The following is a 19572-nucleotide window of genomic DNA, read 5'->3' as shown; positions in this document are numbered from 1 at the left end:
TCTCTCTTCGGCGTCATTCCCGTGTCGAACGCGGGAATGACGCCCCGCAACAGGAGTTTCCATGACCACCCACATTCCCGAACCGGATCTGAACTACCTGCAAAAAGTCCTGCTGGAAATGCTCGCCATTCCCAGCCCTACCGGGTTCACCGACACCATCGTGCGTTATGTCGCCGAGCGGCTGGAAGAGCTCGGCATCCCCTTCGAAATGACCCGTCGCGGCACCATCCGCGCCACACTGAAGGGCAAAAAAAACAGCCCGGACCGCGCGGTGTCAGCGCACCTGGACACCATCGGTGCCGCCGTGCGCGCGGTGAAAGACAACGGGCGCCTGACCCTGGCGCCGGTCGGTTGCTGGTCGAGCCGTTTCGCCGAAGGCAGCCGCGTCAGCCTGTTCACCGACAACGGCGTGATCCGTGGCAGCGTGTTGCCGCTGATGGCTTCCGGGCACGCCTTCAACACCGCCGTCGACGAAATGCCGATCAGTTGGGATCACGTCGAACTGCGCCTGGACGCCTACTGCGCGACCCGCGCCGATTGCGATTCGCTGGGCATCAGTGTTGGCGATGTGGTGGCGTTCGATCCACTGCCGGAGTTCACCGAAAGCGGCCATATCAGCGCCCGACATCTGGACGACAAGGCTGGGGTCGCCGCACTGCTCGCAGCGCTGAAAGCCATCGTCGACAGCGGTCAGGAGTTGATGATCGATTGCCATCCGCTGTTCACCATCACCGAGGAAACCGGCAGCGGCGCGGCGGCGGCCTTGCCGTGGGACGTCAGCGAATTTGTCGGGATCGATATCGCGCCGGTCGCGCCCGGCCAGCATTCCAGCGAACACGCAGTCAGCGTGGCGATGCAGGATTCCGGCGGGCCTTACGACTATCACTTGTCGCGACACCTGTTGCGTCTGGCCGGTGAGCATGAGTTGCCGGTACGCCGCGATCTGTTTCGCTATTACTTCAGCGACGCCCATTCGGCCGTCACCGCCGGCCACGACATTCGTACCGCCCTGCTCGCCTTTGGTTGCGATGCGACCCACGGCTACGAGCGCACGCACATCGACAGCCTCGCCGCGCTGAGTCGTCTGCTGGGGGCGTACATCCTGAGTCCGCCGGTGTTCGCCAGCGATGCGCAACCGGCCAACGCGTCACTGGATCGCTTCAGTCACCAGATCGAGCACGAGACGCAAATGGAAAGCGACACCCGGGTGCCCTCGGTGGACAGCCTGGTGGGGCAACGCTCGGACAGTTGAGTCTGGCCCTCGGCGGTCATTCGCCGTAGCATCCCGACATTGATTTAGCCGAGGTGCCCATGCTGATTCCCTACGACGCGCTCGAAGTCGACACCCTCACCCGCCTGATCGAGGACTTCGTCACTCGCGACGGCACCGACAACGGTGACGACACCCCACTGGAAACCCGCGTATTGCGGGTTCGCCAGGCCCTGACCAAAGGTCAGGCGCTGATCGTCTTCGATCCGGACAGCGAGCAGTGCCAGTTGATGCTCAAGCACGACGTGCCCAAGCACCTGTTTGACTGAAACGGTCAGTGGCCCTTGCCGTTGGCCTGTTTGCGCTGGATCCGCTCGTAGACTTCGGCGCGGTGTACGTTGACCTGCTTTGGCGCCTCGACGCCGAACCGCACGCTGGAGCCGTTGACCGCCAGAACGCGCAAAGTGATGTTATCGCCGATGGAAATCAGCTCACCGACAACACGGCTGAGTACAAGCATGAGGGTTGTCCTTCAAGGTTTTCGAGCCTTGAAGATGCGCGGCTTTCGAGCGCCCTACAATGCGCTGCGGGCAAATCAGTCAAACCCTACGCGCCCGGGTGCTTTGGCCTTCAGACGTTTCCTTCAAGTCGGTGTTTCAGGTCGCCGAAAACCGTGGCCCGAACAGAATCACGCTGGCACCGATCACGCACAAGGCGACACCGATCCAGTCCGACCCCAGCGGACGGATGCGCTCGACCACCGCCAGCCAGCCAATCGAAGCAATGATGTAGATGCCGCCGTAAGCGGCGTAGGCGCGACCGGCGTAGGTCGCTTCAACGCGCGTCAACAACAGTGCAAACAAGGTCAGGCTGAGCAGCGCCGGGATCACCCACAAGGCGCTCTTGCCCTGGCGCAACCACATCCAGAATGCGAAACAACCGGCGATTTCGAACAGCGCGGCGAGGAAAAACCACAAGTAGTTGAGCATGCAGATGACTCGTCAGGGTGACTGTGGCGGTCACCCTAACGACGGGGCTTTGGCGGTGCAAGTTCAGCTGTTGTTCTGTTTGGCCTTGGCGCGCATCTTTTCGGCCATCGCGGTCATTTCGTTGTAGAGCAACTGCGGGTTCTTCTGCTTGATCGCCCAGGCCATGCGGCCTTGTTCGTGGGGCAGGATCATGAACTCGCCGGCGGCGACCTGTCTGTAGATGTAGTCGGCAATATCGGTGGCAGTGATCGGCGAACTTTCCAGCAACTTGCCGACCTGTGCTTTCATCGCCGGCGTCGGGCCACGGAAGGAGTCCAGCAGATTGGTCTGGAAGAACGACGGGCACACCACGTGGACACCGACTTCCTGTTGGGCCAGTTCGATCAGCAGGCTTTCGGACAACGCCACCACACCGGCCTTGGCCACGTTGTAGTTGCTCATCGCCGGGCCTTGCATCAGTGCCGCCATCGAGGCGATGTTGATGATCTTGCCCTTGCTCTGTTCCAGCAGCGGCAGGAACGCCTTGCAACCCTTGACCACGCCCATCAGGTTGATCGCGATCTGCCAGTCCCAGTCTTCCAGCGACAACTCGCTGAAGAATCCGCCCGACGCCACGCCCGCGTTGTTGACGATGATGTCGATGCCGCCGAATTTCACTTCACAGGCCTGGGCGAACGCGGTGAGCTGGCTGTAATCACGCACGTCGCAACGCTGGATGAAGCCGTCGCCACCGGCCTCGCGAACGAGTTTGAGGGTCTCCTGCAGACCGGGCTCACTGACGTCCGACAAGGCCAGTTGCCAGCCTTCACGCGCCCAGCGCAGCGCGATTTCGCGACCCAGGCCGGAGCCCGCGCCAGTGATCATCATGCGATTTTGCATAGCAAACAGCCTTGTTGTTCCGGGGAAGATGCGCGGAGTGTAGCGAAGGATCCGGAGCGACCCACGCTCCATCAGATTGCTGAATGGCGGGAGCAAACTGCGGCATCAAACGAAATAAGACCGTGAACCAAATACGTTAAAAAAACATTGAATTTTCTTTCACGCGCGCCAGTCGGAATTTGTAAGCCGTCTGGATTTAGTTCAACTTCCAGCCGCCCTTGAACACCAAGACTTCCCAGACACTATCAACAAGGAAATCGACATGGGCACATTTCTTATCATTATCCTGATCCTGTTGCTGATCGGTGGTCTGCCGGTCTTCCCACACTCCAGAAGTTGGGGTTACGGTCCTTCGGGCATTATCGGTGTGGTGCTGGTGGTACTGTTGGTTCTGCTGTTGCTCGGTCGGATATGACCTTTTGACCGACAAAAAAAGAGGCCCTGAAAAGGGCCTCTTTTTATTGCGCCAGATGATCAGTCCGGCTTGCCGTTAATCACACCGGCAGTGTTGTCGAGCAGGCTCTTGGTGGCCGTTTGCAGGAACGCTTCGAGTTTGAGTTTCAACTCGGCGGTGCGCGGTGCGTCCGGAATGATTTCGGCGGAAGGATTCGCGCCCAGTTGGTACTGGTAGATCTTCGGCGCCATTTCCTTCTCTTTCGGCAGTACAAGGATCTGGTCAGCGGTGACGATGGCGGTGGTCTGCTCGCTGCCCGACGGCTTGATCACACCGAAACCGGTGTCGCCTGCCGGCAGGTTCAGCAAGTCACGACCCCAGCACTGATGACGCACTTCGCCACCCAGGCGACCCATGATGGTCGGCACGATGTCGATCTGCGTACCCACGGTGTGGTCACGAGTACCGAATTTTTCCTGGATGCCCGGTGCGATCATCAGCATCGGCACGTTGAAGCGGCCCAGGTCCATTTCGGTGATCTGACGCTCGTTGCCAAAGCCGTGGTCGCCGACGATGACAAACAGGGTTTCCTTGAAGTAAGGCTCCTTGCGGGCCTTTTCAAAGAACTGGCCCAGTGCCCAGTCCGCATAACGCATGGCGGTCAGGTGCTCGTTGAGCGTGCCACGATCCGTCACGCGCTCGACCGGCAATGGCGTCGGCAAGGCGTAAGGCGTGTGGTTGGACAGGGTCTGCAGCAGCGCGTAGAACGGCTTGCCGTTTTCACGTGCCTTGAGCTCCACCAGACCACGGTCGAACATGTCCTGGTCGGACACGCCCCAGGTCGGATCGGAGAACACCGGGTTGACGAAGTCATTGCGGCCAACGAAGTTGGTCATGCCCTGGTTGCTGAAGAAACCGGACTGGTTGTCCCAGGCGAAGTCGCCGTTGTAGACATAGACGTCGTCATACTTGCGCGCGCTGAGCAGCTGCGGCAGGCCGGACAGTTTGTGACTGCCTTCCGGGGTCTGCATCAGGTATTCGAAACCCGGCAGGTTCGGGAAGCAGGCCATGGTGGCGAACATACCCTGGTGGGTGTGGGTGCCGTTGGAGAAGAAACGGTCGAACAGCAGGCCTTCCTTCGACAGTTTGTCGAGGTACGGCGTGATATTGCCCGGTGCACCAAGAGCGCCCACCGAGTGACCGGCCATGCTTTCCATGAGGATCACGACAACGTTCTTGATCGGCAGGGTCTTGTCGGCTGGCGGCGTGTAGTCACGACGCACGGCGGCGATGTCGGCATCGACCAGTTTGTCGTCCGGCATGACCAGCATCTCGCGCACGACTTTCTGCGCCTGATCCTGCGGGAGCGTGGCTTTCCAGATGTTGTTGCGGTCTTCGCCCATGCGGTCCTTGGCGGCCGCGATCAGCGACAGGGTGCCATTGAGGCCGAGCTGGTTGGCGAAGTTCGATTCGGTGGTGTACACGTCACCCCAACGCAGCGGCGGGCCTTGACGCAGGGTGCCACGCACGGCGACCACACAGATCAGCAGGCACACCACGAACACCGCCAGACGCGCATACCATGGCGCTACCTGACGAGTGCCGACGTTGCCGCCACTGAACGGGCCACGCGGACGGGTCAGACGGTCGGCGCCCTTGAACGCCAGGGTCAGGATCACAGTGCCCACGGCCCAGGCCAGCAGGTAGCGCACCACCGGGAAACCGTACCAGAGCATGCTCATCACGGTTTTCGGGTCTTCCTTCACGTACTGGAACACCAGGCCGTTGAGGCGCTGGTGGAACTCGCGGTAGAAGTCCATTTCCATCAGGCCGAGGAACAGCGCGATGCTGGAGGTCACCGTCAGCCATAGACGGAAGAACCCGCGCGCGGCCATCGCCCGGGCACTGAACAGCGCCAGCACCATCGGAACGCAGAGGTAGACCACCAGGCGCAGGTCGAAACGCAGGCCGTTGGCGAAGGCTTCGAGGAACGTCGAAGCCGGGGTGTCGAGGATCATCTCGCGGTTGTAGACCAGCAGCGCGAGGCGCAGCACGGAAAACATCACCATCATGACCAGTGCGCACAAAAGCGTGTAGGCCAGATGCGATTTGACGGTCGGTTGCAGCAGGCGACTGGAAGATCGCTGCTGATTCAGGGCGTCCGGGTTTGCCATGTCGTTTTAGGACCCATTGGAAGTTGAAGTTGCAAAAATACAGCTGCGCCCTGCCCTCTGTTGGCCATTCCAGGCCCCGGGGCTTGCGCGGTGCGCAAATGTTGCACGATCACCGGCGGCATTGCCATTGATTACTGCCCCGCTGCCAGACTCTTTCATTAAAGGCACGGCATACCCGGACAGATACAAATTGCGCGGGCGAATTGTCTTGAAGACTTTGTGAAAATTTCGTTCAACGCATATCCGGAAACACAATAAACCTACAAAACAAAACGCCCCGAGTTCTTCGGGGCGTTTGCAGAGGAACGCGATACTTACTTCTCGGCGCGCTCTTTCAGGGCTTTCAAGGTATTGAACGGTGCATCGACCACGAACTTGTTGGCAATCATCGACGGCACGCTGCCGCCTGGTTCGGTGTGGACCTGATAGGTCACTTCGACCTGATCGCCTTTTGGCACGAACTTCCAGAAGCCTTTGACCTGAGCTACGCGGACAAAGCCTTTTTCTTCCGGCAGGTACTTCGGCAGGCCTTCGAGGTTGCGGGTCAGGCTGCCATCGGCGCCTTCAACGGTGGTGACATGCAGGATCGAGTCGCGCGGGGTCACTGGCCACGGCGTGTTGAACTGGGTGTAGGTCCAGCTCTGATCGCCTTCGTGCTTGAGCAGTTTCTGGGTCTTGCACTCGTGAATCCAGGCACAGGCGCCGGAAACGTCTTCCTGCAATGCGCGCAGTTTGGCGACGGTGGTCTTCATCAAGGTCACGCCCTGATAAGACTTGTAGTCCGAACCCGGCACTTCGCTCAGGGAGACCTTGATGCCATCTTCGTTCTTGGCCACTTTCCAGTCTTCAGCCTGGGCAGCCGAAGTGGCCAGCACGGCAGTCAAACCACACAACACAGCGATACGATGCAGCGAACCCATAGTCTTATTCCTTATTGTTGAAGTTCCGTTCGTTTGACACATCACGCCGCCGTCATCTGCTCCCACCAGCCGAGCAGTCTGATCGCGTCTTCCTGACTGCTTCCGCAGACTTCGACATCGGCCTTGAACCCTGAACAGACCGCTGGACGTTCCGGTTGGCCGAAAATGCTGCACAGGTTTTCGACCGAGAGCTGAACGCAACGTTCGCCGGCAGGTTTGCCATCGGGCATGCCCGGAATCGGCGAGCTGATGGAAGGGGCAATGCAACAGGCGCCACAACCTTCACGGCAGTTCATGACGACGAGTTCCTCGCGACGGGCAATGTGTTAAAGGGACGCGGAACAGGGTAACCGCTAAAACGGCTGTTTAAAATTCCCTGAACCGGGGTTTTTACGCAGAAACGAAAGTGACTGACCAGTCTCCGACAAAGCGTCTGGTCTGCGGGTCACGGATCGATTGAATTTACTGCTTGAATTCGAAATCCAGCGCAGCGCCTTCGACTTCGCGGCGCTCTTCATTGCGCAGCTGCAACTGCATTTCGTTGCTCAGCAGACGACCGTTGAGCTGGAAGCCGCTGTTCTTCTCGCCAAACATCTGCGGCAGGATCGCTTCGCGCTTGGGCAGCGGCACGGTGCCAACCGGTTTCAACTGCTGAACCATGTCCTTGGGCAGGCTCAAGTCGAGTCTGGCCGGGGGTAATGGCGTCTTGGCCACTTCACTGGCGGATTTCGACTTGGAAGCGATCGGTGCACGTTTCTTGGCGGGGGCGGCTTTCTGCTGCTTTTCTTTCGCAGGAGCGGCTTTCTTGCTGGCAACCGGCTTTTTCACCGTGGACGCTGCTGTCGGTTTTTCCGAAACGGCAGCGGCCATGACAGCTGGCGCGTGACCGATCATCAACAGACAAAGCAAAACCCAGGCAGCAGGAAAAATCGCTTTCATGGAACCTACAACGCTAACGGCAGAGGGCCATATGCTCGCTTGTTGAACGCCACATGACAAGCGCGCCGCGCTGTCTGTTCAGAAACCGCCGGCCATTTCCTGACACAGTTGAGTCGCCAGCAGACCAAGCGTCATCAGCGCCCGTTCCGCTTCGCGATTCCACGGCGTGCCGCAGTTCAGCCGGATACAGTGGTTGAACTGCTCGGTATTACTGAAAATCAGCCCCGGCGCAATACTGATGCCCTGCTGTAATGCGCGGACATGCAATTCCTGCGTGTTGACCCGCCCCGGCAGGCTCACCCAGAGAATGAAACCGCCCGTGGGCCGGGTCATTTGCGTGCCTTCGGGGAAGTACTGCTGCACCGCCAGCTGAAATGCGCTGAGGTTTTTTCGGTATTCCTGGCGGATGTACCGCAAATGCCGGTCATAACCGCCATTTTCCAGATAAGCGGCGATCGCCATTTGCGTGACGCTGCAAGCCGAATGCGTGGTGAAGGTCTGCAGACGCTGGATTTCCTGTTGATACTTGCCGGCAATCATCCAGCCGACGCGCACACCGGGTGACAAGGTCTTGGAAAAACTCGAACAGTAAATGACCCGATCCAGCCGGTCGTAGGCCTTGAGCGCCTTGGTGCGACCTTGCTCGAACATCAATTCGCCATAGATGTCGTCTTCGACGATCTGGATATCGAAGTCCGAGGCCAGGCGCAGCAATTGTTTTTGCCGCTCTTCGGGCATGGTGCCACCCAGCGGGTTACTCAGCCGGGTCGTCAGCACCAGCGCTTTGATCGACCATTGGTTGGCCGCCAGTTGCAGGGCTTCCAGACTCATGCCGGTGGCCGGGTCGCTGGGAATTTCGATGACTTTCAGGCCCAGCAGGTCGGCCAGTTGCAGCAATCCGTAATAGGTCGGTGATTCGGCGGCGATCAGATCGCCCGGGCGCGTCAGCACCCGCAGCGACATCTGCAAGGCATCGACACAACCGTGGGTGATCACCACTTCCGACGGGTCGACCACCACCCCGGCGTCGCGCATGCGGATCGCCACTTGTCGGCGCAACGGCTCGAAACCGGGGCTGAACATGTAGCTGAAGGCGCGCGGGCTATGGAATCGGGTGACCTTGGCCAATTGCTGATGCAGTGCGCGCACCGGCAAATAATCAACACTGGGCACCGCTGCACCCAGCGGGAACACGCCTTCGCGGCGCGACTCGACCAACACTTGCTGAATGATGCTCGCGCGGGTGACCAGGCCAGGTCGTTCGACCCGGGCAATGTCCGGGGTCGGTGCGGTCAGTGCCGGGGTCTGGTGCACGTAGTAGCCAGACTGCGGCCGTGCACGGATCAGCCCCTGATCCTCGAGGTTGGCGTAAGCCTGCAACACCGTGGCATGGCTGACGTTGAGCTGCGAACTCATCTTGCGCACCGAGGGCACGCGCTCGCCCGGCTGATAGACGCCGCGGCGGATGTCTTCGGCCAGTTGTTGAGCAATACGTTGGTAGAGCAAGAGATTGGTCATGACGCAGCACTCGATATCACGGGCGTTTTATTTTTGTGTGAACAATACCGGAACAGTCTGGAAGTGTACTGGGACAGTTGCCATATTAGTCAACCATACAGTGCAGTGTCGGATAAATCTGTACTGCTTTGTGAGGTAATCGACAGACGTAAAAAAGCCCGGCGCTGCATGACAGGCCGGGCTTTCCAGTAACGCCACCCTCAGCGGGCGGCGCCGAGCTGGCCTTTTTCGTCGGAGAACACGATTTCCACGCGACGGTTCTGCGCACGCCCACGCTCGGAAGCGTTGGCGTCCACCGGGTATTCGTCGCCGTAGCCTTCGACCTGAATGCGTTTTTCGTCGATGCCCAGGTCCGTCAGCACATCGGCAACCGACTGTGCGCGGTCGCGGGACAGTTTGAGGTTGTCCTGCTTGCCGCCGGTGCTGTCGGTGTAACCCTCGATACGCACCACGCGTTTCGGATTGAGTTGCAGGAACTGCACAATCTTCAAGACCACGCGATTCGCCGAGTTCTTCAGCTCGGCTTCGCCGGTGTCGAACAGCACGTCACCCAGGGTCATCACCAGACCACGGTCGGTCTGGGTGGTGGCGAGAGCAACGATCTGCTCTTCCAGCCATTTGCCCTGCTGCTGCACGCTCAACAGTTTGGACTCGCGCAGTGCCAGTTGCAGGCGTTGACGCTCCAGCTCCAGCTTCGCCGCGCGTTCTTCGTTGAGCACCAGATTGGTGTGCTCGCGGGCGATCTGGCTGTAACGCTGGCTCAGATAGGAGTAATGCGCCACGTCCGAGCCACTTCCCCAGTAAGTGGAGAGACGATCGGCGCGGGCCAGGGATTCACCGGCACGAATCACGTCTTTCGGCGCGATACGCAGCACATTGGAATCTTCCTTGACCTTCTGGAAGTCAGCGCTGGCTTCCTGCAAGGCGGTTTCGCTGTGTTGGCCGGCGCAGCCATAAAGGCTGGCGCAACCCACGAGGATCAGAGTGCCGAAGGCATTTGAAGTCAGGCTCATTGGGCATCTCCCAGTTGCTTGCGCAGACGGACGATGCGGGTATTGAGCACGTTCAGTTGCTCTTCGCTCTTCTGGGTCAGCACCTTGGCTTCGGCCAGGCGTGCATCCAGTTCGGCCTGTTCGGCGCGCATCCGCGCGTTCTTGAAGGATTCACCGGCCATGCTGCCTTTGGCCCGGTTGAACTTGTCTTCTGCCAGTTTCATTTCCGGCACTTCGTCGGCGGTGGCGCCGACGGCCTTGGCCTGCTCCAGCGCCTGTTCGGTCAGGCGCATTTGTTCATTGGGTGCCGGATCGCTGGCGCAACCGGCCAGGGCCAGAACGGCCAGGGCCGTGAAAAGAACTCGATTACTCACTAAGAATCCCTACTGTTTTGGGGCGCTGACAGGTGGTTGCGGCGGCTGTTGCTGCTGCGCCTTCCAGCGCTCGATGTTGCGTTGCAGCGCGGCTTCCGTCAGGCCGGACGCGGGCAATTCTGTCATCTTTTTGGCCAGCTGTCCGCGCAACCACGGATCGTTGCAAGCCGAGTTGTGGGAAAGCGCAAGGAACAGACCGGGCCGGTCAATCGGTTGCTCGAAGGCCAGCAGATCATTGGCCATGCCCAGGGCCTGCGCGGCCGCCATCCCCGAGTAGCGGCCGGCGAGTACATATTCCACTTCACCCAGCAGAAGTTTCTGCAGGGCCTGAGTGAGGTTTGCCGTACGGGTCAGGGTCAAATGCTGCTCGGCAAAAGTGCCAAATGCCTGGGTCATTCGAGACTTTTCCGACAACCCTCCTTGATGGCCCTGGAGATCCTTCGCTTCGCTGTAGACCAGGGTCGAGCCTTTGCGAGTCCACACCAGATAGTCGTTTTCCAGCAGAGGGGGATGGATGTAGTCGAGGTTTTCCAGCTCGTTGAAGGTCATGGGCGCGTCGGCCAGCATGTCCATGCGCCCGCTGCGCACTTCGTCGAGGGCCTGTGAGCGTTTACCGGCATAAAGCAATTCGACCTTGATGCCCAGATCCTTCGCCACTTGCTGCAACAGGTCGGCACTGGCACCGACCAACTGTTTGGGATTCTGCGGATCCTGCCAGAGATACGGCGGTGCATCCGGGCTGCCGGTGACGACCAGTCGCTCGCATTTGCCCGCTGCCATGGACAACCCCGGCAACAGGCTGGAACACAGCAATAACGAGAAGCCCAACCGGCGATGCAGATCCATGGCGAAACGCTCCCACTCAAATCCGAGACAAAAAAAAGCCCGACCAACAGGCCGGGCTCTTTATAAGTGAAGCCGCCGGATTAGACCAGCTTCTCCAGCTCAGGTACGGCTTCGAACAGATCCGCCACCAGGCCGTAATCGGCCACCTGGAAGATCGGCGCTTCTTCGTCCTTGTTGATCGCAACGATCACTTTGGAGTCTTTCATGCCGGCCAGGTGCTGGATCGCGCCGGAGATACCGACGGCGATGTACAGCTGAGGCGCAACGATCTTGCCGGTCTGACCGACCTGCATGTCGTTCGGTACGAAACCTGCGTCGACTGCGGCGCGGGAAGCACCAACAGCGGCGCCCAGCTTGTCGGCCAGCGCGTACAGGTGTTTGAAGTTGTCGCCGTTCTGCATGCCGCGGCCGCCGGAAACGACGATCTTGGCAGCGGTCAGCTCAGGACGATCAGATTTCGCAAGCTCTTCGCTGACGAAGCTGGAAGTACCGGCGTTGTGAGCAGCGGCAACCGCTTCAACGGCAGCCGAACCACCTTCAGCAGCAACCGGGTCGAAACCGGTGGCACGCACGGTGATCACTTTGATCGCAGCGGTCGATTGCACGGTAGCGATGGCGTTACCGGCGTAGATCGGACGCTTGAAGGTGTCAGCGCTTTCTACCGAGATGATCTCGGAGATCTGGTCAACGTCCAGCTGGGCGGCAACGCGCGGCAGGATGTTTTTACCGTTGGAGGTGGCGGCAGCCAGGATGTGGCTGTAGCCCTTGCCCAGTTCGGCGACCAGCGGAGCAACGTTTTCCGGCAGCTGATGCGCGTAGGCAGCATTGTCAGCGTTCAGGACTTTGCTCACGCCTGCGATTTTCGCGGCGGCTTCAGCCACGGCGCCAGCGCCCTGGCCTGCGACCAGAACGTGGATGTCGCCACCGATTTTGGCAGCGGCAGCAACGGTGTTCAGAGTGGCCGGGGCCAGCACTTTGTTGTCGTGTTCAGCAATAACCAAGATAGTCATTTAGATTACCTTCGCTTCGTTTTTCAGTTTCTCGACCAGTTCAGCCACCGACTTGACCTTGATGCCCGCGCTACGTGCAGCCGGCGCTTCGACTTTCAGGGTCTTGTTGGTGGAGGCGGTGGAAACGCCCAAAGCGTCCGGAGTCAGCACTTCGAGAGGCTTCTTCTTGGCTTTCATGATGTTTGGCAGGGACGCGTAGCGCGGCTCGTTCAAACGCAGGTCGGTGGTGACGATCGCTGGCAGTTTCAGGGAAACGGTCTGCGCGCCGCCGTCGATTTCGCGGGTCACGGCAACGCTGTCGCCGGAAACTTCGACTTTCGAGGCAAAAGTGCCCTGACCGTAGCCGCTCAGTGCTGCGAGCATCTGGCCGGTCTGGTTGTTGTCGCTGTCGATGGCCTGTTTGCCCAGGATCACCAGCTGAGGCTGTTCCTTGTCGACCACGGCCTTGAGCAGCTTGGCCACGGCCAGGGAAGTCAGGTCTTCAGCGGATTCGACGAGGATGGCGCGGTCGGCACCCAGAGCCAGTGCGGTACGCAGCTGTTCCTGAGCGGTGGACGGGCCGATGGAGACGACGACGATTTCAGTCGCAACACCTTTCTCTTTCAGGCGTACGGCTTCTTCCACTGCGATTTCGCAGAATGGGTTCATCGACATCTTGACGTTGGCGAGGTCTACGCCGGAATTGTCCGCCTTGACGCGAACCTTGACGTTGTAATCCACAACGCGTTTGACAGCTACAAGAACCTTCATGGATTCCTCGTTACTCTCCGGTGAAAAGAAAGTCGCCTAGGCGAACCTGGCGGTTGATGCTCATCGGGCACAAGGGCACCTCTAAAAACGCCGGCTGAGCGGGATGACCGTTCGTCAGTCGTGACCGACGAGTCATGCCGCTTCGCGGTGTGTAAACTGCGCGCCGAACCTGCGCTGCGCATCACCGGTTACCGCCTACGCCCTGTCTTTAGAGGTGCTCTTGAAACCACCATTCAGCCTACGGCGAGCGCAAAACCGCCCGTATCTTGACCGGAACGCCCATTCTGGTCAATACGCCAAAATGCCCTGTCATAAGCCGCGCTTCTTTGATTTCTCTGGGCTGGAGCCGATTCAAACAAACGTTTGTATTGGACGCTAAGAGTGGTGTAGATATAATGCGCCGCCTAGAGAGAAAGGTGGTTTGCCCATTATTAGCCTTGACGTTAACGTAAAGGCAATAACGGATACGACACCGAACCTCCAAATTAGAAAAAAAACTGTTGAGCCTTGAGTAGGAGATAGCCTGTGGAACGCGAATACATGGAATTCGACGTGGTCATCGTCGGTGCCGGCCCCGCTGGCCTGTCCGCCGCCTGCCGTCTGAAGCAGAAGGCCGCCGAAGCCGGTAAGGAAATCAGCGTCTGCGTGGTCGAAAAAGGCTCCGAAGTCGGCGCACACATCCTTTCCGGTGCCGTATTCGAACCACGGGCCCTGAACGAACTGTTCCCGGACTGGAAAGAGCTCGGCGCCCCGCTGAACACGCCAGTCACCCGCGATGACATTTTCGTGCTGAAAAACGCCGAAAGCGCGCAGAAAATCCCTGACTTCTTTGTGCCCAAGACCATGCACAACGAAGGCAACTACATTATTTCCCTCGGCAATCTGTGCCGCTGGCTCGCTCAGCAGGCCGAGAACCTGGGCGTGGAAATCTACCCGGGCTTCGCCGCTCAGGAAGCACTGATCGATGAAAACGGCATCGTGCGCGGGATCATCACCGGTGACCTCGGCGTCGACCGCGAAGGCCATCCGAAAGAAGGCCTGTACACCCCGGGCATGGAACTGCGTGGCAAATACACGCTGTTCGCCGAAGGCTGCCGTGGCCACATCGGCAAGCAACTGATCAAGCGTTACAACCTCGACAGCGATGCCGATGCCCAGCACTACGGCATCGGCTTGAAGGAAATCTGGGAAATCGACCCGGCCAAACACCAGCCAGGCCTGGTGGTGCACACCGCCGGTTGGCCGATGGACATCATGGGCACCGAGAACACCGGCGGCTCCTTCCTCTATCACCTGGAAAACAACCAGGTTGTAGTCGGCCTGATCGTCGATCTGTCCTACAGCAACACCTACCTGTCGCCGTTCGACGAATTCCAGCGCCTCAAGCATCACCCGGTGCTCAAGCAGTACCTGGAAGGCGGCAAGCGCATCAGCTACGGCGCCCGCGCCATCTGCAAGGGCGGCCTGAACTCGCTGCCGAAAATGGTCTTCAAGGGCGGCGCGCTGATCGGTTGCGACCTCGGCACCCTGAACTTCGCCAAGATCAAGGGCAGCCACACCGCGATGAAGTCCGGCATGCTCGCCGCTGAATCCGTGGCCGACGCACTGTTCGCTGACAAGGACGGCACCGAAGAGCTGACCACCTACGTCGACGCCTTCAAGAAGAGCTGGCTCTACGAAGAACTGTTCGCCAGCCGCAACTTCGGCCCGGCGATCCACAAGTTCGGCGCCATCGTCGGCGGTGGTTTCAACTGGCTGGACCAGAACATCTTCGGCGGCAAACTGCCGTTCACCCTGCACGACACCAAGCCGGACTACGCCTGCCTCAAGCTCGCGGCCGACTGCAAGAAGATCGACTACCCGAAACCCGACGGCAAGATCAGCTTCGACAAGCTGAGCTCGGTGTTCATCTCCGGTACCAACCATGAAGAAGAACAGCCGTGCCACCTGAAACTGACCGACCCGACCATCCCGTTGAGCCGCAACCTGCCGATGTACGACGAACCGGCGCAGCGTTACTGCCCGGCCGGCGTGTATGAAGTGATCACCAAGGAAGACGGCGAGAAGCGCTTCCAGATCAACGCCCAGAACTGCGTGCACTGCAAGACCTGTGACATCAAGGACCCTTCGCAGAACATCACCTGGGTGACGCCGGAAGGCGCTGGCGGCCCGACTTACCCGAACATGTAAGTCGATCTGCAGAACATCAAGGCTCCCTATATGGGGGCCTTTTTGTTGCCTGGGATTTGTAAAAGATCAAGCCGCGCGCTCATCCCCCGGGCTGCGTTCGAAATAGCGTTTGTACTCGCGACTGAACTGCGACGTGCTCTGATACCCCACCCGATGCGCCACCTGCGCGACACCCAGCCCCTCGGCGATCAACAACGTCTGCGCCTTCAACAAACGCAAACGCTTCAGATACTGCACCGGTGACAGCAACGTGCTGCGTTTGAAGTGTTCGTGAAAGGTCGAAACGCTCATGTTCGCGCAACTGGCCAATGTCTCGACGTTCAACGGTTCGGTGTAGTGCGAATGCAAATGGCTGATCGAAGCCGCCACCCGGGCAAACTGCCCCTGCTGCTCCACCAGCGCCCGCAATACATCTGCCTGTGGACCGCGCAACGCGACGAACAACAACTCCCGCACCCGAGCAGGCCCGAGAATCTGGCACTCCAGCGGATCGTGCAGACAGCGCAGCAAGCGTTCGACGCAACCGCGCATGTCATCGTCGAGCACCACCGAGGTCATCGACTCCGGTGTCTGCGCCGGAATATGCCGCCCCGGCGCCAGGCCCATGGCCAGCACCAGCTCACCGAGCAACACCCGGTCGATCGCCACCGATACGCCGAGCAACGGCGCGTCCGGCAACGCATAGGTTTCGCACTCGAACGGCACCGGCAACGCCTGGATCAAGTAATGCCCGGCACCGTATTCCATGGTGCGCGGCCCCAGATACGCCAGTTTGCTGCCCTGGGCGATGATCATCAGGCTCGGTTCATAAATGTGCGGGCCACGGGCAACGTCGCAACTGGCGCGCAATACCTGCACACCCGGCAGCCCGGTCTGGCTGTAACCATCGCGCAGCGCCAGCGGTTCGATCAGCGAAACCAGCATGGCATTGGCATCAAGGTGACGGGTCAATTGCATCGGGTGGCTCTTCAGAAAAAATCACGGAAAAAGGGATAAAAGCATCATCGCAGATCCTTTTGCCAATGCGACCGATCAACCCCGCATGCCGGAGGATTAGGCATGACACCCGGAGGAATCGCCATGGCCGGACGACCGGACGGCGCCCAGAATGCGCCGCCTCACTTGTCACTGCTTTTGCGAGGTTTCACATGTACACCGCCATCGGCTATGCCGCTCAAACGGCCACCACCCCCCTCGCCCCGATGAAATTCGAACGCCGCAGCCCTCGTGCCGACGATGTCGCCATCGAGATTCTGTACTGCGGCGTCTGCCACTCCGACATCCATCAGGCGCGCAACGAATGGGGCATCGCCGTTTACCCGTTGATGCCCGGCCACGAGATCGTCGGAAAAGTCACCGCCATCGGTGCGAACGTCACCAAACACAAGGTAGGTGATCTGGTCGGTGTCGGCTGCATGGTCGACTCTTGCCGTACCTGCGAAGCCTGCCAGTCGAACCTCGAGCAATACTGCCTCGAAGGCCCGACCATGACCTATGCCACCCCGGATCGGGTCGACGGCAGCAACACCATGGGCGGTTATTCGGACAGCATCGTGGTCAGCGAACACTTCGTGGTGCGCATCCCCGAGAAGCTGGATCTGGCAGCGGCTGCTCCGATTCTCTGCGCCGGCATCACCACCTACTCGCCACTCAAGCACTACGGCGTGAAGGCCGGCGACAAGGTCGGGATTCTCGGCATGGGCGGCCTCGGTCATATGGGCATCAAGTTCGCCAAGGCGATGGGCGCCGAAGTGACGCTGTTCACCCGTTCGGCGAGCAAGGCCGAGGAAGGTCGTCGTCAAGGCGCCGATCACGTCATCGTCTCCACCGACGAAGAACAGATGAAAGCCGCGGCCGGTCGCTTCGATTTCCTGCTGGACACCATTCCAGTGCAGCACGACCTCAACCCGTACCTCGACACCCTGCGCTTCGACGGCGTGCATATTCTGGTGGGTCTGATCGAACCGATCGATCCGCCGGTTCACGCCGCCAAACTGGTATTGGGCCGTCGCGTATTGGCCGGCTCGCTCATCGGTGGCGTCGCCGAAACCCAGGAAGTGCTGGATTTCTGTGCCGAGCACAACATCACTTGCGACATCGAAATGCTCGACATCCGCCAGATCAACGAGGCCTACGCCCGCATGATCGCCGGCGATGTGAAGTACCGTTTCGTGATCGACATGGCGACCTTGAAACTCTGATTCCTCAGACCTTCAAGCCAAGCTCCGCCGAAAGCCGGGTTGTGACCCCTTTGATCAGGGGAATCAGCTCGGCCATTTTTTCCAGCGGCATATACGGCACGGTGCTGGCGATGCTGATCGCCGCGACGATGCGCTTGCTCGCGTCGCGGATCGGCGCCGCCACGCAACGGATCGACGGTTCGTTGTCTTCCAGATCGAACGCGTAGCCGCCGGCCACGTACTCGGTCATCCGCTGCTCCAGCTGCTCCCACGACTGCTGGGGATGCTGCGGCCAGAACTGACTTTTCCCACCCGCTGGCAGGCTGATGTCGTACAGACGCTGCCAATCCTGCGGCGCGTCATCCAGCATCAGCGCCTTGCCGATCCCGGTGCGCGCCAGCGGCATGCGGTGGCCGACCCGTGAGCGCATTTCCGGGCCGTTACGCCCAGGATTCTTCAACAGGTACAGCACCTCGTCGCCTTCACGAATCCCCAGGTGCACGGTGTCACCAGTCAGTGCCGACAACTCGTCCAGATACGGCCCGGCCAGGGTCACCAGCGGCAACTCTTCGCGCGCCTGGAAACCCAGTTCGATCAGCTTCGGCCCCAGCAGATAACCGACTTGCGGCACGACGCGCAGGTAACGCTCGTCCACCAGGCAACTGGCCAGACGATGAGTGGTGCTGCGCGTGGTGCCGATCAGGCGGGCGATCTCTTTGAGATCGCGGGCGCCACTGGCGACGGCCTGCACCACACCCAACCCGCGAAGCAGGGTCTGGGTGCCGGTGGGCGCGGCGTCCTTGGCGGTTTTTGGGGCGTCTTCCTGCATATCCAGCCTTTAGCGTTGAGCGAGGGAACGGGCGGCATTATGGTCGCCCGACAGGGACGACTACAACTCGATGCGCTCGACCTTGCCCACCAGCAGCACGTAGGACAGAGCACCAATCAATGCCAGAACCGCGATGTAGGTGATCGCCGGAGCGAACGAATCGCCGCTGGCCAGAAAGCCGATGACAATCGGCGTGGCAATCGCCGACAGATTGCCGATGAAATTGAACACCCCACCGGTCAAGCCCAGCAGCCGCGCCGGCGCCAGTGTCGACACCAGCGACCAGGTGATCGACGCCAGCCCATTGCCGAAAAACGCCAGGGCCAGGAAAGCAATCACCAGCGGCGTCGATTCGACGAAGTTGGCGCCGATGATCGAGGTGGAAATCAGCAGGCCACCAATGATCGGCAATTTGCGCGCAAACCCGACGGTACAGCCACGGCGAATCAGGAAGTCGGAAAAGAACCCGGAGCACAGCACGCCGATGAACGCAGCGAGAAACGGCAGAGACGCCAGCAGTCCGGACTTGATGAAGTCCATGCCGCGATATTTCACCAGATAGGTCGGGAACCATGTCAGGAAAAACCACAGCGTCGAGTTCAGGCAGAACTGGCCGAGGTAAATTCCCCACAACTTGCGTTTGCTGAGGACGATGCCGAGATCGGTCCAACTGAATTTCGCTTTCACTTTGGCGGCTTCGGCGGCGATGTCCACCAGCCCTCCGCCCTCACGGATCAGGTCGATTTCGCCTTCGTTGGCGCCTTTGAAATCACGCGGTTCGCGATACACCGCATACCAGATCGCGGCCCAGACAATGCCCACCGCCCCCGTCACGACAAACACCATGTGCCAGCCAAACTCATGTTGCAGCCAGGCCAGTACCGGGGTCAGAAACGCCAGCCCGACAAACTGCCCGGAGGTGTAGAAACCGATCGCCGTGGCACGTTCGCGCTCGGGAAACCAGGTCGTCACCACGCGGCTGTTGATCGGATACGCCGGCGCTTCCAGCGCACCGACCGCCATGCGCAGCACGAACAGGGCGATGAAACTGGCGGCGAAACCGAGCATCACCGTGGCCAGCGACCACAACAGCAGCGCGACGCTGTACAGGATGCGCGGTGGCACCCGATCCACCAGCCAGCCGCCGGGAATCTGCATGGCGGCGTAGGTCCAGCCGAACGCGGAGAAGATCAGTCCGACATGCACCGGGTCGATGCCCAGCTCGGTGGTGAGCGCCGGGGCGGCAATCGACAGATTGCTGCGGTCGAGGTAGTTGATGACCACGGTGATGAACAGCAACACCATGATAAAAAAACGCTTGCGGCTGGGCGTGACTAACGTCGCTTGCCCGGTGAGGGTTTGCGGTTGCATGGGGAGA

General features: G+C 60.0%; 21 protein-coding genes. 5 read left to right on the top strand and 16 right to left on the bottom strand.

Annotated elements, in window-relative coordinates:
• Positions 1–61 precede the first annotated feature (61 nt).
• Both AC3WRD_RS14240 and AC3WRD_RS14235 read left to right on the top strand, forming a co-directional pair.
• Positions 62–1252 carry an osmoprotectant NAGGN system M42 family peptidase gene (locus AC3WRD_RS14240; RefSeq protein WP_096820998.1) on the top strand — a complete coding sequence of 397 codons (1191 nt, stop codon included), beginning with the start codon at positions 62–64 and terminating at the stop codon, positions 1250–1252.
• 59 nt (positions 1253–1311) lie between these two features.
• Positions 1312–1539, top strand: coding sequence for a YheU family protein (locus AC3WRD_RS14235; RefSeq protein ID WP_003236706.1), 228 nt, complete (start codon positions 1312–1314; stop codon positions 1537–1539).
• Positions 1540–1544: 5 nt separating this feature from the next.
• Here the strand turns inward: AC3WRD_RS14235 and csrA are convergent, their stop codons facing one another.
• The 3 genes from csrA to AC3WRD_RS14220 all read right to left on the bottom strand — a co-directional run bounded on the left by csrA (position 1545) and on the right by AC3WRD_RS14220 (position 3078).
• Positions 1545–1730, bottom strand: a complete 186-nt coding sequence (csrA, locus tag AC3WRD_RS14230; RefSeq protein ID WP_102620500.1) for a carbon storage regulator CsrA — start codon at positions 1728–1730, stop codon at positions 1545–1547.
• Between the two features lie 136 nt (positions 1731–1866).
• Positions 1867–2199, bottom strand: a complete 333-nt coding sequence (locus tag AC3WRD_RS14225) for a YnfA family protein (protein ID WP_085710895.1) — start codon at positions 2197–2199, stop codon at positions 1867–1869.
• 63 nt (positions 2200–2262) lie between these two features.
• Positions 2263–3078 carry an SDR family oxidoreductase gene (locus AC3WRD_RS14220; protein ID WP_102620501.1) on the bottom strand — a complete coding sequence of 272 codons (816 nt, stop codon included), beginning with the start codon at positions 3076–3078 and terminating at the stop codon, positions 2263–2265.
• A 256-nt stretch (positions 3079–3334) separates the two neighbouring features.
• Between AC3WRD_RS14220 and AC3WRD_RS14215 the strand changes: the two genes are divergently transcribed.
• The gene (locus tag AC3WRD_RS14215; RefSeq protein WP_173861328.1) at positions 3335–3493 is read left to right on the top strand and encodes a DUF3309 family protein; all 159 of its coding nucleotides are present in this window, start codon (positions 3335–3337) and stop codon (positions 3491–3493) included.
• A gap of 59 nt (positions 3494–3552) precedes the next feature.
• Here AC3WRD_RS14215 and AC3WRD_RS14210 read toward each other — a convergent pair whose 3' ends face one another.
• The 10 genes from AC3WRD_RS14210 to AC3WRD_RS14165 all read right to left on the bottom strand — a co-directional run bounded on the left by AC3WRD_RS14210 (position 3553) and on the right by AC3WRD_RS14165 (position 12995).
• On the bottom strand, positions 3553–5646 hold the full coding sequence (locus AC3WRD_RS14210; protein WP_102620503.1) for an LTA synthase family protein: 2094 nt from the start codon (positions 5644–5646) through the stop codon (positions 3553–3555).
• Positions 5647–5960: 314 nt separating this feature from the next.
• A complete protein-coding gene (locus AC3WRD_RS14205) occupies positions 5961–6566 on the bottom strand; it encodes an START domain-containing protein (protein WP_085704686.1) in 606 nt (201 codons plus the stop codon).
• Positions 6567–6607: 41 nt separating this feature from the next.
• On the bottom strand, positions 6608–6862 hold the full coding sequence (locus tag AC3WRD_RS14200) for a YkgJ family cysteine cluster protein (protein WP_102620504.1): 255 nt from the start codon (positions 6860–6862) through the stop codon (positions 6608–6610).
• Between the two features lie 166 nt (positions 6863–7028).
• Positions 7029–7505: a translation initiation factor 2 gene (locus AC3WRD_RS14195; protein ID WP_096820993.1), complete on the bottom strand. Its 477-nt coding sequence runs from the start codon at positions 7503–7505 to the stop codon at positions 7029–7031.
• Between the two features lie 78 nt (positions 7506–7583).
• Complete coding sequence (locus AC3WRD_RS14190) at positions 7584–9023, bottom strand: aminotransferase-like domain-containing protein (RefSeq protein WP_096820992.1); 1440 nt, start codon at positions 9021–9023, stop codon at positions 7584–7586.
• Positions 9024–9223: 200 nt separating this feature from the next.
• Positions 9224–10036 (bottom strand): OmpA family protein, encoded by an 813-nt coding sequence (locus AC3WRD_RS14185; RefSeq protein WP_102620505.1) that lies wholly within the window; start codon positions 10034–10036, stop codon positions 9224–9226.
• Positions 10033–10389, bottom strand: a complete 357-nt coding sequence (locus AC3WRD_RS14180; protein WP_096820990.1) for a DUF4398 domain-containing protein — start codon at positions 10387–10389, stop codon at positions 10033–10035. Before AC3WRD_RS14180 ends, AC3WRD_RS14185 begins: the two co-directional genes overlap by 4 nt.
• 9 nt (positions 10390–10398) lie before the next feature.
• Positions 10399–11235, bottom strand: coding sequence for a substrate-binding periplasmic protein (locus AC3WRD_RS14175; protein WP_102620506.1), 837 nt, complete (start codon positions 11233–11235; stop codon positions 10399–10401).
• 80 nt (positions 11236–11315) lie between these two features.
• Positions 11316–12245: an electron transfer flavoprotein subunit alpha/FixB family protein gene (locus AC3WRD_RS14170; protein ID WP_085710904.1), complete on the bottom strand. Its 930-nt coding sequence runs from the start codon at positions 12243–12245 to the stop codon at positions 11316–11318.
• The gene (locus AC3WRD_RS14165) at positions 12246–12995 is read right to left on the bottom strand and encodes an electron transfer flavoprotein subunit beta/FixA family protein (protein WP_003226982.1); all 750 of its coding nucleotides are present in this window, start codon (positions 12993–12995) and stop codon (positions 12246–12248) included.
• Between the two features lie 525 nt (positions 12996–13520).
• On the opposite strand from AC3WRD_RS14165, the gene AC3WRD_RS14160 reads away from it, so the two are divergent.
• Positions 13521–15185, top strand: a complete 1665-nt coding sequence (locus tag AC3WRD_RS14160) for an electron transfer flavoprotein-ubiquinone oxidoreductase (RefSeq protein WP_096820988.1) — start codon at positions 13521–13523, stop codon at positions 15183–15185.
• Positions 15186–15251: 66 nt separating this feature from the next.
• On the opposite strand, the gene AC3WRD_RS14155 is transcribed toward AC3WRD_RS14160, so the two are convergent.
• Complete coding sequence (locus AC3WRD_RS14155; RefSeq protein ID WP_102620507.1) at positions 15252–16142, bottom strand: AraC family transcriptional regulator; 891 nt, start codon at positions 16140–16142, stop codon at positions 15252–15254.
• Between the two features lie 191 nt (positions 16143–16333).
• Here AC3WRD_RS14155 and AC3WRD_RS14150 point away from each other — a divergent pair, with 191 nt between their 5' ends.
• Positions 16334–17386 (top strand): NAD(P)-dependent alcohol dehydrogenase, encoded by a 1053-nt coding sequence (locus AC3WRD_RS14150; protein ID WP_102620508.1) that lies wholly within the window; start codon positions 16334–16336, stop codon positions 17384–17386.
• A 4-nt stretch (positions 17387–17390) separates the two neighbouring features.
• Here AC3WRD_RS14150 and AC3WRD_RS14145 read toward each other — a convergent pair whose 3' ends face one another.
• Positions 17391–18194 carry an IclR family transcriptional regulator gene (locus AC3WRD_RS14145; RefSeq protein WP_096820985.1) on the bottom strand — a complete coding sequence of 268 codons (804 nt, stop codon included), beginning with the start codon at positions 18192–18194 and terminating at the stop codon, positions 17391–17393.
• A gap of 60 nt (positions 18195–18254) precedes the next feature.
• Entirely contained in the window at positions 18255–19565 is a 1311-nt protein-coding gene (locus tag AC3WRD_RS14140) for an MFS transporter (protein WP_096820984.1), read from the bottom strand.
• Between the last annotated feature and the right edge of the window lie 7 nt (positions 19566–19572).

It is taken from the genome of Pseudomonas sp. FW215-R2, from assembly GCF_058789255.1.
The sequence above is the reverse complement of the archived record's forward strand: the minus strand, read 5'-3'. Positions and strand labels throughout refer to the sequence as shown.

What these genes read in the sequence shown, in the direction of transcription:
- AC3WRD_RS14240 (WP_096820998.1), top strand. Translation starts at nt 62, where the DNA reads ATGACCACCCACATTCCCGAACCGGATCTGAACTACCTGCAAAAAGTC.
- AC3WRD_RS14235 (WP_003236706.1), top strand. Translation starts at nt 1,312, where the DNA reads ATGCTGATTCCCTACGACGCGCTCGAAGTCGACACCCTCACCCGCCTG.
- csrA (WP_102620500.1), bottom strand. Translation starts at nt 1,730, where the DNA reads ATGCTTGTACTCAGCCGTGTTGTCGGTGAGCTGATTTCCATCGGCGAT.
- AC3WRD_RS14225 (WP_085710895.1), bottom strand. Translation starts at nt 2,199, where the DNA reads ATGCTCAACTACTTGTGGTTTTTCCTCGCCGCGCTGTTCGAAATCGCC.
- AC3WRD_RS14220 (WP_102620501.1), bottom strand. Translation starts at nt 3,078, where the DNA reads ATGCAAAATCGCATGATGATCACTGGCGCGGGCTCCGGCCTGGGTCGC.
- AC3WRD_RS14210 (WP_102620503.1), bottom strand. Translation starts at nt 5,646, where the DNA reads ATGGCAAACCCGGACGCCCTGAATCAGCAGCGATCTTCCAGTCGCCTG.
- AC3WRD_RS14205 (WP_085704686.1), bottom strand. Translation starts at nt 6,566, where the DNA reads ATGGGTTCGCTGCATCGTATCGCTGTGTTGTGTGGTTTGACTGCCGTG.
- AC3WRD_RS14200 (WP_102620504.1), bottom strand. Translation starts at nt 6,862, where the DNA reads ATGAACTGCCGTGAAGGTTGTGGCGCCTGTTGCATTGCCCCTTCCATC.
- AC3WRD_RS14195 (WP_096820993.1), bottom strand. Translation starts at nt 7,505, where the DNA reads ATGAAAGCGATTTTTCCTGCTGCCTGGGTTTTGCTTTGTCTGTTGATG.
- AC3WRD_RS14190 (WP_096820992.1), bottom strand. Translation starts at nt 9,023, where the DNA reads ATGACCAATCTCTTGCTCTACCAACGTATTGCTCAACAACTGGCCGAA.
- AC3WRD_RS14185 (WP_102620505.1), bottom strand. Translation starts at nt 10,036, where the DNA reads ATGAGCCTGACTTCAAATGCCTTCGGCACTCTGATCCTCGTGGGTTGC.
- AC3WRD_RS14175 (WP_102620506.1), bottom strand. Translation starts at nt 11,235, where the DNA reads ATGGATCTGCATCGCCGGTTGGGCTTCTCGTTATTGCTGTGTTCCAGC.
- AC3WRD_RS14170 (WP_085710904.1), bottom strand. Translation starts at nt 12,245, where the DNA reads ATGACTATCTTGGTTATTGCTGAACACGACAACAAAGTGCTGGCCCCG.
- AC3WRD_RS14165 (WP_003226982.1), bottom strand. Translation starts at nt 12,995, where the DNA reads ATGAAGGTTCTTGTAGCTGTCAAACGCGTTGTGGATTACAACGTCAAG.
- AC3WRD_RS14155 (WP_102620507.1), bottom strand. Translation starts at nt 16,142, where the DNA reads ATGCAATTGACCCGTCACCTTGATGCCAATGCCATGCTGGTTTCGCTG.
- AC3WRD_RS14150 (WP_102620508.1), top strand. Translation starts at nt 16,334, where the DNA reads ATGTACACCGCCATCGGCTATGCCGCTCAAACGGCCACCACCCCCCTC.
- AC3WRD_RS14145 (WP_096820985.1), bottom strand. Translation starts at nt 18,194, where the DNA reads ATGCAGGAAGACGCCCCAAAAACCGCCAAGGACGCCGCGCCCACCGGC.
- AC3WRD_RS14140 (WP_096820984.1), bottom strand. Translation starts at nt 19,565, where the DNA reads ATGCAACCGCAAACCCTCACCGGGCAAGCGACGTTAGTCACGCCCAGC.